Raw genomic sequence first — 12,819 nt, 5'->3', positions numbered from 1 at the left:
TTGGGGCAGTCGTGAAGACCTGCCCTGCGAGCCAGACCGGGTCCCCCGTTGGGAGTCAGGCCCTGTGGATCTCAGCCGACGCGTCGTGCGCGGTGGCGGACTTCCTTGAGTCGGACCTTCGAGGGGAGGCGGTCCAAGCCGGCCGAGTCCCGCGCGTGCGTGAGTGTTTCCCGGCTCAGTCGCCCCAGAGTCCACGCTGGATCCGCATGAGGCTCCAGCAACAGCCGCACGCGCGCAGCCGGAGCGGAGCTTCGGCCCGTCAGCCGTGCATGCGCCCCCGAGACCCCGTCCAGGGCCTGCGCCTCTTCCTCGATCACGTCCTCCAGTGCGCCGCCGTCGAGCCGGGCCGCCGCCCCGTCCCCGCTGTCGACGAGGACGCCGCCCAGGCGGCGCCTGCGCTGTGCGAGGAGCCACCACAGCAGCAGGACCAGCAGCACCGCGAGCACCGCGATGACGGTCGGCCACCACCAGCCTTCCTCCCGCCACCGGGTGCGTCCCTCGGTTCCCAGCACCACGTCGTCCGGCCCGCGGAAGGGCCACCAGCCCGGCATGCCGAAGTCCCAGCGGCGCGGCAGGTCCAGCCCGCCCAGCAGCACACCGCCGCCCAGAGCGAACAGTCCAAGGCCGAGAAGCCCCAGCAGCACCCGGTTCACCGTCCTGAGCATCAGGATCACCTCAGCCCTTCTTCGGACGCCGGACGCGCACGGTCAGCGTGGGTTGCCGGGCGAGTCCCAAGGACGTCACGGCTTGGCCCAGCTCGCTGTCCAGGTCCGCGCGGACGTCCTCGAGTTCGCGGAAATGGGCGCGCGCCCGGGCTTTGACCTTCCGGCGGCCGACAGCGACGCGTGCCGACTGGACACCGGGCACCTGCACGGCCCGGTCGCGCAGAACCAGGGCGGCCGCGCGGCGGTCGAGCCCGGCGCGGACCTCCCCTGTCCCAGGGATACCGGTGGGCTGGCGCATGGGCAGCAGCCTGCGCAGTCCCGGCGTCACCGCCAGCAGGAACAGCCACAGGCCGAGGGCCATCGCCACTGCGGCCCCGACGATCACCCAGATGTCATCCAGTGGCCGTGTGGCCAATTCCTCGGCGAGCCGCAGCCGCCAGCGCATCGCAGACCGACCTGCCCGGACCGAGACCACGTCGTACAGGAGCAATCCGATGGCCGCGGCGGACAGCAGGGCCACCACGGCCGCGGGAATCCGCCGCGTTGACCAGAAACGGCGCGCCGACCGGCCTGGTTCATCGATCGCCGCCGTCGCGCCCGAGCCCGCCCCCGGGGTGCCGTCGGCGGACGGAGCTGCCTGTCCGGGTTCGGGGGGAAGGTCGCTGTCACCGGTCGGCTGCCGCCAGGTGTTCGCGCTCATCTCACCCTCTCCTGGTCCGTGTGGCGCGTATGCACCGAGTGCAGCCTCTCGACCGACACCGCAAGGTCGGACACCTCCATGCCGGCCCATGTCCTGAGCCGTTCGGTAACCTCCCGGCGCACTGCGGCGCACTGCGCCCCGATGTCGGACGGATAGCCGAGCTCGACGGTGATGCGCAGCCGTGCCTCGCCGAGCGCCGCCTGCCGTCCGCCGACAGCCTCGGCGCCTCGTCCTGCGGTATCCCGCTCCGGTGCCCGCCGCACGGAAGTGGTCACGCGTGGCATCCGGCGGCCGGGTGGTACGTGGTCGACCGAGTCGGTGAACCGGCTCAGCGCCTCGCGCGCCACGTGGGAAGCGATCTTCGCAACGACCCGGTCGGCGATGGTGATCGCACCACGCTCCCCACGGGGAATGCCCGGACGCCGATTGGCTTCACCGGTCACTGCCGCCAGTCTCCCCGTGCCCGTCGCCGGTCATCTCGGATCCGCTCCTGCCGGTCCCGGCGGCGGACGAAGTCGCCCGGTTCGAGATCGCCTTCCATGAACCGCCCGACCACGAGTCCGACGACACCCAGCCCCAGCACCAGCAGGAAAGCCCAGAAGTCACCGAAATACGCGGCGAAACCCAGCGCCATCCCGGCCATCAGGCCCACCACGGCTCTGCTCATCACGCGCTCCTTCGCTCACGCGGGCTGCTGCGCCCCGGCTACTGGATCCGCTGCCGCTCTTCCCCTTCGTCCTCCTCGTCGGGGAGCTTCACATCGCTGACCGTGATGTTGACTTCGACGACTTCGCGATCCGCCATCCGCTCCACCGCGGAGATCACGTTCTCCCGCACCTCACCGGCCACGTCCGTGATGGAGACGCCGTAGTCGACGACGATCTCCAGGTCGATGGCCGCCTGCTTCTCTCCGACCTCGACGCTGACCCCGCGTGTGACGGACTTGCCGCTGCCGGCGCCGGGCATCCGCTCCCGCATGGATCCCATTGAGCGCGCGAATCCGCTGCCCAGGGCATGCACGCCGGGCACGTCCCTTGCCGCCATTCCGGCGATCTTCTCCACCACCACATCGGCGACCGTCGTCCGGCCACGAGAAGCGGGAGCGCCACTGCGCCTTACGGCGGTGATCTCGGTCATCGGGATATTCCTCCCTTAGAGGCCCACCTGGCTCTCTTTTATACAACTATATTTACATTAGGGCGCATTGCCGGAATTGAACACTGCGAGGCACGAGGGTCCGACAAGTCACCTGAAAGAGGGTGCGAGGCCGGTGAAGACCGAAGCAGGGACGCAGGCGGTACGGCACCAGTTCGGCCTGGGCCGGCTGCTCCCGCTGGGCGGGCCCGCCGACGGGGCTTGGATCACCGAGCAAGCGGCCGTCCAGACCCTCAGGCGGGCCGCGAACGAGATTCCCGGGGTGCGGCTGGAGTCTCTGCGCATCGGGCCGGCGCCGCTCGAATCCGTATCCGAGCCGGCCGTCCGTCCGCCGGCCAGCGCGATGCCGCCGGGCCCGCTCAGGATCGAAGCCGCCTTTTCGGCATCACTCGGGGAGCCACTGCCCGAAACCGCCGACCAGTTGAGGAGCAGACTGCTGGACACGGCCGCTCGACGGCTCGGCCTGGCCACCGTGGCAGCCGACCTGCGCGTCACGGATCTCCATGAGGCCCCGCAGACAGCTACGGAGACGCGGACCGTTGTGAGATCCATGACGCTCACGCCGCAAAGCACAGCCGCAGCAAGGACCGCAGCCGCACGGAGCTCGCTCCCCGTGACCGGAGCGGGCTCCCCGCGAAGGCCCGTCGGGGATCTGGCGGACGTCGCAACGGGTGTTCCGGGCGTCGCCGGCCTCACAACCGTGCTGGGGAGCCGCCCGGTCAAGATGGAGGACCATGCCGACCCACCCGGCCGGCGTGTCGAGGTCCACCTCGCGGTCGCCCCTGGACACCATCCTCTGGAAGTCGCGCGCACCGTCCGGGCCGCCGTGGCCGACGCGGCGACCACCGACGCCCCGGGCCCGGTCACCGTTGCCGTCCTCATCACCGAGACCGCGGCTTGACCGGACAGGCGTCGAGCACTCATCAGCGATCAGCAGATCCGCTTCACCGGCCGGAGTCGGTTCTGTCTGCCGACATGCACGCGGACCGCTCCGGAGGCCCCGTCTGACACGGTGTGAGACGCCTGCGGCGGGGTACCCGCTAGAAACAGAGGGCCTGCGCAGCAGCCGCTGACGGACGAAGCAGACGCCTCCCAGCTCCGTGGTCGTGTGATGTGTCCCGCAACCACGGAGGACGAAAAGCCCTGCCTGCGGCCCGGTCCAGCGGCTCCCGGGGCGGCGCCGGGCCACTCGGCCCTTCTTCGGAGAGAGTTTCACCATCATGAGCAGTAACACCGCGGTCCGCCCCCCGCCCTCGGAGGCGTCCGGAAGTGACTTCGCCCGCCTGTCGAAAAAGATCGCCGCCGCCGGGCTGCTGGGGCGCCGTCCCGGCTACTACGCGCTGCGGACCACGGTGGTGGCCGGGCTCTACGTCAGTGGGTGTGCCGCCGTCGCGCTCATCGGCGACAGTTGGTGGACTCTGGCGGTCGCCGCGTTCCTTGGCGTTGTCTTCGGCCAGGTCGCCCTGCTCGCCCATGACGCGGCGCACCGCCAGGTGTTCCGCCGACGCCGGGCCAGCGAGGTGTCCGGACGGATCGCCGGTGCCGGTATCGGGATGGGCTACTGCTGGTGGCAGGACAAGCACACCCGCCACCACGCCAACCCCAACCACGAGGAACTCGACCCCGACCTCGACCCCGACCTGCTGGTCTGGTCCCAGGACCAGGCGCGGGCGGCCAAGGGGCTCCCCCGCCTGATCGGCCGCTGGCAGGCGTTCCTGTTCTTCCCGCTCCTCACCCTGGAGGGCTTCAACCTGCACGTGTCGAGCGTGAAGGCACTGGCCAATCGTTCGCTGAAGCACCGCACGCTCGACGGCGTCCTGCTGTTCACGCACTTCGTGCTCTACCTGACCGTGCTGCTGTGGCTGCTGCCGCCCGGCATGGCGATCGCCTTCCTCGCCGTCCACCAGTGCCTGTTCGGCGTCTACCTGGGCTCCCTCTTCGCGCCCAACCACAAGGGCATGCCGATCCTGACAGGCGAGGACCGCCCGGACTTCCTCCGTCGCCAGGTGCTCACCTCACGCAACGTGCGCGGCGGCATGCTCACCGACATCGCACTGGGCGGGCTGAACCACCAGATCGAGCACCACCTGTTCCCCAGCATGCCCAGCCCCAACCTGCGCAGGGCCCGGACCATCGTGCGGCGCCACTGCCAGGAACTGGGTGTGGACTACGTGGAAACCGGGTTGGTCGCCTCCTACCGGTTGGCCCTCGCCAGTCTCCACCGTGCCGGAGCACCGCTCCGGCAGGCACGTGTCCCCATCTGAGAGACCCTGCCGGAGCCGTCGGAGGCCGTGATGTGGCCACCGTCGACACGCCCCGGTCCGCGCGGAGCACCGCGAAGAGCACGACGGCTGCAGTGGCGCGGCTGACCTCGCCCCGCCGTCCGACACCGTTGCGCCGTCGAGCCCGGCGGTGATCCGTCAGCCCGACGAACCGCGCCCGCTCCCGGTGTCGATGAGGATCTGTTCCGCCTGGCTGATGTTGTCCGCCAGGACCGCCTGGGCCATCGCGGTGCGGGCGGCGTCCGGTGCCGCGTCCGGCGGGACCACCAGGAGCGAGAAGATGTCCCGGTCGCCCCGGGTGATCAGGACCGTGTCGTCACCGACCGGGAAGGAATCGATGTGCACCACGCGGTCGTCCACGAGGATGCGCGTCGGGAGACCTTCCCAAGCTGCGGTGTCCAGCCCCACCCGGGTCACGGGGCCGAGGTGGGCGATGAGGGCACTCAGCAGCGCGGGCAGCTCGGCGCCCATGTCGCGCGAGCGCGGCCACCACGCACCATCGAGGACACCTTCACGTGATGCGGTCGTCTCCAGCCGGAGAAGCGCACAACCCGGCCGCACGGCCTCGTGGACACCGCTGGGCAGACGCCGGGGAACAGGAGGTGTATCCGAGCTGGTCATGAGGACCACCCGTCTGTAGGGCAGGTGCGACAACGGGACCGCCTCGCACCTGCCACGCTACTCCTGGTGCCACGCGCGCCGACGTCTCCGAAATCGCCCTCTACCGACCGGCCCCAGCCGGAACGGATCCAGCACACATGAGGCCGGGAAACCCCGTGAACACACGAGAACTACAGAGGAGTGTTTTCCCAGGCCAGGCGGCCTGAAGCGAGCGTTTCAGCAGGTCGCAGGCCCGTTCGGAGAAAACTCCTAAAGCGGGTGTCGCAGGTTCGAATCCTGCCGGGGGCACAGCAAAAGGGCCAGCTCAGGAGGGTTTCCTCCCAGGCTGGCCCTTGGCCATTGCAGGCGCCGTGCCACATCCATGCCCTACGAGCCCGCCCGATCCTTCTCAGAGGGCTCGGGGCCGGCCACTCCCCCGCCGCCCCGGATCATGGCCCCAAGCCGGTCGGCGATGGCCCGGTCCCGGTCGCTGGTCATGTGCTGGTAGATCAGCGCGGCTCTGGAGCTGCTGTTGCCCATGCGCGTCATCAACTCCCGGGTGCCGGCTCCCGCCGTCTGGGCGAGCGTGTTGCCCGTGTGCCGAAGGTCGTGGAAGTGCAACTCGGCCGTGACACCCGCAGCCTTCCGAGCCTTCACCCAGTCGCCCCTCCGCCGCAGTTGCCCGCCTCTGCGGATCGACGAAAACGTGTGTCTCGGTCGGCAGCGGCGAAGTGCTCCAGACGAGGCGTGACCGCGTCGAGGAGTGTCTGAACCACCTCAGGTCAGGAGGTATGCCTTCAGGATCGTCACCGCGTAGGTGTTGCCGGTGGTGTCGGTCAGGGTGGACTTGAGGGAGACCGAGCGGGCGTTTTCCGGGTGGGTCAGGGTGAGGGTCCTTTTGCCGTGGGTGGTGGTCACTGGGGCGGGGGACCAGGTCTTGCCGGCGTCGTGGGAGACCTTCACCGTCAGGGATTTCAGGTCAGTGGCCGCCGGGCCCTGGAGGGAGAGGGGGATCGTGGTGGGGCGGCCTGCGGGGGCCGTGCCGGTCGGGGTCAGCTTCGGGTGGAAGCGGACCGTGGAGAGGGGCACGGAGCCGGAGTCGGACGGGCCGGACGTGAAGGTCCAGGCCGCTGTCAGGCGGCTCGTGGTCGTGGCCACGCCCGGCGGGCGGGTCAGGTTCGTTCGGATCGTGTAGCGGGCCGGGACGGACGGGAGCTTCTCCACGGTCTGGCAGAGGTCGCCGTCGTTGTCGAGCAGGGTGCTGCCGTCCGCGGTGACCGTGGTGTGGCGTTTCGCTGTGGAGGAGGCGGGGTGTCCGCTCCCGTCGGCGAGGGCGGGGACGCACAGGTCGAGGGTGTCGCCGTCGCGCCGCGCGCCGTACGGGCCGCCGGTGATCGGGCTGAAGACGCCGACGTTGTACGTCGCCGCGTAGGTCCGGCCCGCTTGGTACGACCTCGCGCCCTCCGCGCCGTAGAAGACGTTATCGTCGTCTCCAGAGGCGTTTCGCTGGCCCAGGTTGGCTGTCCACTTGAAGCCCTTGGGCGTGGTGACGTAGATCTTCGCGGTCGTCGGCAGCGGGAAGGGGGCGCTCACCGTGCCCAGCGACAGGGTGGGGCCGCTCCACAGGACGTTGACGATGCCCTTGCGGTGGGCGACGGACGAGCCGAAGTTCCGCTTCAGCAGGGCCAGTTCGCTCATGCGCGTGGTGTGCCGATAACCGGTGGGGAAGCGGTCGGGCAGGTTGTGGAGCAGGTGGTAGGTGGTGCTGCCCTTCTGCCACAGGCCGCCGAGCTGCGTGCTGAGCCTCCCGGCCGGGGCGGTCGGTCCCAGGGTCGCGGTGCGCAGGTTCTTGAACGTTCCCCAGAACAGGGTGCTGTTGTGCGGTTCGCTTCCGGTGTCCCCGGTGCCCACGGCGAGGTTGAGCTGGCCGTCGGACATCTTCGCGCCCTGCGGCGCGGTGATCCCGACCGGCTTCGCCTTGCGCGCGTCGAGGACGACCGTGGTGTCCCCGGTCAGCGAGAGCCGCGGCCGGACCAGCGCGGAGGTGCCCCCGGGGCCGTCCATCACGGTGTCCACGACGTAGTCGCCGCGCGGGACCCGCACCCGGTACACGCCCTTGGAGATCTGCTCGGAGTCCCTGAGGTTCGTGGTCCAGTACGTGCCCGAGTACCCGAGGATCTCAGTCAGCGGGGCGCTCACGGGCTTGCCGCCGCGGTCGAGGAACTTCAGGGTGAGGTCGTATGACTCGGCCTCGCGTACGACGCCGAAGGCGGTCCGTACGGCAGCGGGTTCGGCGCCGTTCCGCGCGGTGGCGACCAGCGTGCCCGAGTAGGCGCCGTCCGCCGCCTCGACGCGGGTGTCCGCGGTGAGGTCGACGCCCGCGGTGCCGCCCGCCGGGATGGTGAGCCGTGTGCTGCTCAGCGTGAACATGCCTTCGGTGGCCGTGCTGCCTCCGGGGCCGGTCGCGGTGGCCGTCAGGTCGAGGGTGACGGGGTGGTCGCCGTCGTTGCGGTAGGTGATGTGCTGGGTGACCGGCCGGTCGTCGGTGTGGGGCCACAGCTGCTTGCCGAAGGACACGGAGGTCTGTTCGCTCGCCACCGCCCCCTCCAGTGCCCGGGACACGTCGAGCCGGCCCGTCCCCTGCTGGTAGCCGGTCGCGCCAGTGGTCGGGGTGGTGGACGCGGTGAGCGCCTGCTTGATCCGTGCGCCGGTCCAGTCGGGGTGCCGCTGGGCGAGGATCGCGGCCGCCCCCGCCGCATGTGGTGTCGCCATCGACGTACCGGACATGGAGACATAGCCGTCGGCCGCCGGGTCGCCCAGGTAGCCGTGCGCCGCCTTCGCCGAGACGATGTCCACGCCCGGCGCCGTGAGGTCCGGTTTCAGCGCGCTGTCGGCGGTCGGGCCGGTGCTGGAGAAGTCGGCGAGCCGGTCCTCGCCGTCGACGGCGCCCACGGTGAGCGCCGATTCCGCGGCCCCCGGGGAGTCGACGGTTCCCGCGTCGGGGCCCTCGTTGCCGGCCGCGGCGACGGTGAGCATGCCGGTGCTCTTCGAGAGGGCGTTCACCGCCGCCTCGACCGGGTCCTCCCCCGGGGTGTCGACCTGGCCCAGGCTGAGGTTGGCCACCCTGGCGCCCTGCCCGGCGGCCCACTCCAGGCCGGCGATGACGCTGGAGTCGCTGCCCTCGCCGCTGTCGTCCAACACCTTGGCGTTGAGGATCCCGGCACCGGGCGCGACGCCCTTGAACCGGCCGCCGGACCGTGCGCCGGAGCCCGCCAGCGTCGCGGCCACATGGGTGCCGTGGCCGGCCATGTCCTCGGTGCTGTCGGTGCCGGTGAAGTTCTTCGAGGCCTTCACCGCCGGGGCGAGGTCCGGGTGTGTGGTGTCGACGCCGGTGTCCAGGACGGCGACCTTGACGCCCTTGCCGTCGTATCCGGCCGCCCAGGCGGCCGGGGCGCCGATCTGCGCGACGTTGCCGCCCGCCTCCCCGGCCTTCGCGCCGTCTTCGTCCGCCGACGCCTTGAACCGGCCGTCCAGCCAGACCCGCGCGACTCCCTGCTCCTCGGTGAGGGCCTGCCACATGTCGTCGGCCCCGGCCTTGGAAACGGTGATCGCGGCGCCCGCCACACTGGGCAGTTCCCGGCGCACGGTGGCGTCCGCGTCCGCGACCAGCGACTTCTGCGTACTCCTGCGCTGGGCGGACTTGCCCTCGTACGACACGATCAGCGGGAGCGTGCCGCGCCGGGTGTCGTCGTAACCGGCGCGTACCAGGCCGCTGACGTCGAACAACCGCATGTCCAGGACGCCTTGGCCGATCAGGGCGGCGGCGTCGGCGGGAACGACGTACTGATCGCCCCCGACGCCGCGCACGGACACCGGGACGTGCTCACGGCCCGGTGCCCGCCGTACGCCCGTCACCCGGCCCCGGGGGTCCAGCCGGACCCGGTCGCCGGTGAGGAGGGTGACGTACCGGCCTGCCGCGGAGGCGGAGCCGGTGGTCCGCGCGCCGGAGGCGGGGCTGCCGGGCGCCGCGACGGTGGCGGTGTCCTGCGTCCGTACGCCGAGGCCGGAGCCCGTGGCGGCCACCGAGACGCCCGTCATCAGCCCCGCCACCAGCAGGGCGGCCAGCGAGGCGCTTGCGGTTCTGTCGCGCATTCAGCTCACCTGCCCGGGGAGCTGCTTGTTGGCGTCGACGACCGCGCGCTCGGTGATCGCGCTGGTGTGCGTGACGGTACCGACCTTGAGGGGATTGTCCGCCGTGGCCTTGACCACCACGATGCGCTGGCCGAGGAACCGCAGCGTCTTCTTGTCGAAGATCCACTCGATGCGCTCGCCGTCGTTCTCCCGCGCGATCGCGACCCCGTGCCGGCCCGTGGCGTCGACCGCGTCGTTCACCGCGACGACGCCGGGGATCTTGGCCGCGGCCTTGTAGAGGGCGGCGCCGACCTCGGCGGGCGGGTAGCTCGCGTTCAGCAGATCGCCGATGGCGACGAAGGCGGCCTGGTCGCGCGGGACTTCAGGGTCCCGGACGGCGTCCGACTCGCGGTAGATCTGCTGGAGCAGCGTGTCGGGGTCGGTCGGCAGCGCGGCCAGGGCGTTGTAGGCGCCGCTGAGCGGGGTGTCGCCCTTCAGGGTGATGCCCTTGTCGCTCGTCCTGCCGGCCTCGATCAGCCAACCGTCCCTGCCGTCGAGGGAGTTCCAGACCTGGCGGAAGTGCAGCTCGTCGCTGACCACCTCGCTCTTGTCGCCCTCGGTCTTGATGTAGGTGTCGGCCACCTTCGAGGCGATGTAGATGTACTGGCCCTTGCGCGGGGTGGGCGCGGAGGTGTCGGCGGCGGCCAGGGAGATGCGTTCGAGGAGCTGGGGGGCGCCCTTGGGGTCGGCGACGCCGATGCTGGTGGTCAGTGCGGGGCCGGTGGCCAGGGCGGTCTTGCCGCCGTCGGTCCCGCCGCCGGTGAGGGCGAGACCGCCCACGACCGCGCCGGCCAGGGCGAAGGCCGCGGCGGGCAGGAGGATCGTACGGCGCAGGAACGGGTTGGAACGCTTCACGGGGGCGACCGGAGAGGCACCGGACGTGCGGGAGGAGGTGCGGAGGTCTTCGTGGATCTGGGCCATCATCTGCTCCTTGTGGAACTGGTGGCGGCCCGCCGGCAGATCCCGCTCGGCGGAGGGCAGCAGACTCTGCGTCTCCGTCCACTCGGCCGGGTGGGGCCGGTGGGAGGGGCTGGCGTTCATCGGTTTCCTTCCTGTGCGGACCGGACCGCGTATCCGCGATCACCTGTTATCTGCCGGTTCGTGCGGGTGGGTTCCCTTTTTTCTCCGAGCAGTTGCGCGTCGGTGAGCTTGCGCAGCTTGGCGCGGGCGCGGGAGAGGCGGGAGCGGACGGTGCCGACCGGGATGCCGAGGGCGCGAGCCACCTCGGCGTACTCCATCCCCTCCCACAGGCACAGCGTCAGGACCTCACGCTCGGGGCGCTTGAGCAGGCTGAGGGCGGCGAGCGTGGCGTTGATACGCCGCCGGTCGTCCAGGCGTCCGGCGGTCTCCTCGGCGTGGTCCTCGACCCGTTCCTCGGCGGCGTGCGCGGCGGCCGCGGCGCTCGCCGCGTTGCGGTAGCGGCGGTTGCTGCGGTGGTGGGAGCGGGCGACGTTGGTGGCGATGCCCAGCAGCCACGGCCGCAGCGAGCCGCCTTCGGCCTCGACCGAGGCCCGGCGCCGCCACGCCTCCATGAAGGTCGTCGACATCACGTCCTCGGCCAGCGACCAGTCGGCGGTCAGCCGAAAGGCGTGGTTGTACACCGCGCGGGCGCACGCGTCGAAGAGTTCCGCGAAGGCGTCCGGATCTCCGTTTCGCACCCGGGTTCGCAATCTGTGGTCACGTCTTGAGCTGACGTACTGTGCGGGCGAGTTCCGGTGAGACACGTCACAGCCGTCGTACAGGTCACCGGGGCGGTGACCTGTACGAGGACTCGGTGGACATGGCAGCCGCTCCGCCGCGCACCGCTCAGGCTGCGAGGCCCGAAAGTCCGGACGGGTGGTCCCACGACGCGGAGTCCCAGACGGGAGGTGCCCGTACTGAGGCGGCGCAGCACATCGGGCGCGCACAGCGCCGGCCGCACAGCCGGTGGCTCCTGCTGCCAAGGGCGCTGACTCGCACAGACCAACGCGGCCCGGCTCACCCAGGTCAGCGGGCGGGGGCGACGGCACAGATGCCCGCCGACCACGGAATATCGCCTTGGCTTCGGTCCCCGTCAGTCGAGAGGGGATACGTGGCCTGGGCGTCGCTCTCAACAGGAGGTTTCGGACGTTTCTCCGAGCGTGTCCGTGCGCCGTCTCATGTCGCACGGTCGCGGGGAGGACCGCCCGGCGACGGTAAGCGGGCTCGAGGGCGGACATTGTCCGACTCCCGAGCCCGCTTACCATGTTCGGTCGACTTTACATGCTTTCGTGCTACTTCTTGAAGATGTACAGGGCCAGGGCCAGCTGCTCGTCAAGCGCCTGCATCGACGTGAAAGACCCACTGCCGATGTGGTAGTTCAAGGGCACGTGGTTCTGTGTCGAGTTCTCGGCCGCATCGGACAGGCCTCCCCAGTTGTTCTCCAGATCCATGGACGTCAGCTCGATGGCGCCCGACCCGCCGTTGATGAAGGACGAGGACCCGGCGTAGAAGATGCCGCTGTTGCGCATCGCGTGGCCGATCCGGTAGGAGATGAAGTCGAAGCGGGCGCCCTCGGCAAAGGCCTGGACAAGGACGAGCAGGGCCCGCGCCTGGTCCCGGCTGTTGCCCCTCGCCAGGTCGCTGATCGCACCCTGGATGGCACCCATGGTGATACCGAGGGAGCCGCGGTCGACCCCAGCGGCAGCCTCCATCCGGGAGTAGTTGAGCCAGTTCCGCTCATCCGTACGACCGTTCTGCCCCGGCATTCCCCCGGGTCCGTCACCCAGCCGGACGTACTGGTGGGTCTGTTCGTTGTACCAGCCGGTCACGTACAGGTTCCGCGCGTTGAAGATCAGAGTGATCCGGCTCTGGCCCACCGACAGGGTGAGGGGGAAGTAGTCGTCCTTCGTCCGTGTGACACGGATGTTCTGGTAGATGGACCAGCCGCCGGCCCGCTCGCGGAGGAAGTTGATGATGGCGTCGTACTGGTCGGCGTCGACGTTCGTCATGTCGAAGCTCATGCCATCGGTCGGCTCCGTCGCGCTGGCCAGCTGGACGTGCCCGCCCAGCGACTGGTGCTGCGCACCGGTGGTGAGATTGCCGCCCAGACCGGCGAGGGCGACGGCACCGGCGAGGGCCGCCGAGAGTACGGCCGACGTGCTGAGCCTGCGGAAGATGTGTGCTCGGGACATGGAGTGCGCTCCGTTGTGCGTGGCCGGTGGGCCGGCCCAGGAAGGGAGATGGACTTTGTCGAACGGCGTGCGGG

Annotated in this window: 12 protein-coding genes and 1 pseudogene; 2 read left to right on the top strand and 11 right to left on the bottom strand. The window is 70.5% G+C overall.

Annotated features, from left to right (window positions below):
• Positions 1-71: 71 nt before the first annotated feature.
• From amaP to M8J73_RS20935, 5 genes are read right to left on the bottom strand one after another with little or no spacing between them, the layout of a single operon-like run.
• Positions 72-665, bottom strand: a complete 594-nt coding sequence (gene amaP, locus M8J73_RS20955; RefSeq protein WP_055539127.1) for an alkaline shock response membrane anchor protein AmaP — start codon at positions 663-665, stop codon at positions 72-74.
• Positions 666-675: 10 nt separating this feature from the next.
• Positions 676-1,365 carry a DUF6286 domain-containing protein gene (locus M8J73_RS20950; protein WP_055539111.1) on the bottom strand — a complete coding sequence of 230 codons (690 nt, stop codon included), beginning with the start codon at positions 1,363-1,365 and terminating at the stop codon, positions 676-678.
• Entirely contained in the window at positions 1,362-1,808 is a 447-nt protein-coding gene (locus tag M8J73_RS20945; protein WP_055539112.1) for an Asp23/Gls24 family envelope stress response protein, read from the bottom strand. Before M8J73_RS20945 ends, M8J73_RS20950 begins: the two co-directional genes overlap by 4 nt.
• Positions 1,805-2,032 carry a hypothetical protein gene (locus M8J73_RS20940; protein WP_055539113.1) on the bottom strand — a complete coding sequence of 76 codons (228 nt, stop codon included), beginning with the start codon at positions 2,030-2,032 and terminating at the stop codon, positions 1,805-1,807. Before M8J73_RS20940 ends, M8J73_RS20945 begins: the two co-directional genes overlap by 4 nt.
• A gap of 38 nt (positions 2,033-2,070) precedes the next feature.
• Positions 2,071-2,502, bottom strand: coding sequence for an Asp23/Gls24 family envelope stress response protein (locus M8J73_RS20935; RefSeq protein WP_055539114.1), 432 nt, complete (start codon positions 2,500-2,502; stop codon positions 2,071-2,073).
• Between the two features lie 133 nt (positions 2,503-2,635).
• On the opposite strand from M8J73_RS20935, the gene M8J73_RS20930 reads away from it, so the two are divergent.
• Positions 2,636-3,421 (top strand): hypothetical protein, encoded by a 786-nt coding sequence (locus M8J73_RS20930; protein ID WP_055539115.1) that lies wholly within the window; start codon positions 2,636-2,638, stop codon positions 3,419-3,421.
• Between the two features lie 319 nt (positions 3,422-3,740).
• Entirely contained in the window at positions 3,741-4,784 is a 1,044-nt protein-coding gene (locus M8J73_RS20925; RefSeq protein ID WP_055539116.1) for a fatty acid desaturase family protein, read from the top strand.
• A 156-nt stretch (positions 4,785-4,940) separates the two neighbouring features.
• Here M8J73_RS20925 and M8J73_RS20920 read toward each other — a convergent pair whose 3' ends face one another.
• The 6 genes and pseudogenes from M8J73_RS20920 to M8J73_RS20895 all read right to left on the bottom strand — a co-directional run bounded on the left by M8J73_RS20920 (position 4,941) and on the right by M8J73_RS20895 (position 12,745).
• The gene (locus tag M8J73_RS20920; protein ID WP_055539128.1) at positions 4,941-5,423 is read right to left on the bottom strand and encodes a DUF5994 family protein; all 483 of its coding nucleotides are present in this window, start codon (positions 5,421-5,423) and stop codon (positions 4,941-4,943) included.
• Between the two features lie 366 nt (positions 5,424-5,789).
• Positions 5,790-6,166, bottom strand: a pseudogene (locus M8J73_RS20915) (tyrosine-type recombinase/integrase); the annotation flags it as partial.
• A 13-nt stretch (positions 6,167-6,179) separates the two neighbouring features.
• Positions 6,180-9,554 (bottom strand): S8 family peptidase, encoded by a 3,375-nt coding sequence (locus M8J73_RS20910; RefSeq protein WP_055539117.1) that lies wholly within the window; start codon positions 9,552-9,554, stop codon positions 6,180-6,182.
• A complete protein-coding gene (locus tag M8J73_RS20905) occupies positions 9,555-10,634 on the bottom strand; it encodes a CU044_5270 family protein (RefSeq protein WP_055539118.1) in 1,080 nt (359 codons plus the stop codon).
• Complete coding sequence (locus tag M8J73_RS20900; protein ID WP_055539119.1) at positions 10,631-11,263, bottom strand: RNA polymerase sigma factor; 633 nt, start codon at positions 11,261-11,263, stop codon at positions 10,631-10,633. The genes M8J73_RS20905 and M8J73_RS20900 overlap by 4 nt, the downstream gene beginning before the upstream one ends.
• Positions 11,264-11,845: 582 nt before the next feature.
• Entirely contained in the window at positions 11,846-12,745 is a 900-nt protein-coding gene (locus M8J73_RS20895) for a ribosome-inactivating family protein (RefSeq protein ID WP_055539120.1), read from the bottom strand.
• Positions 12,746-12,819: the final 74 nt, after the last annotated feature.

The organism is Streptomyces neyagawaensis (assembly GCF_023516595.1).
GTDB classification, from domain to species: Bacteria; Actinomycetota; Actinomycetes; order Streptomycetales; family Streptomycetaceae; genus Streptomyces; species Streptomyces neyagawaensis.
Note: the sequence above shows the minus strand (reverse complement) of the source record. Positions and strands in the feature narration are given on the sequence as shown.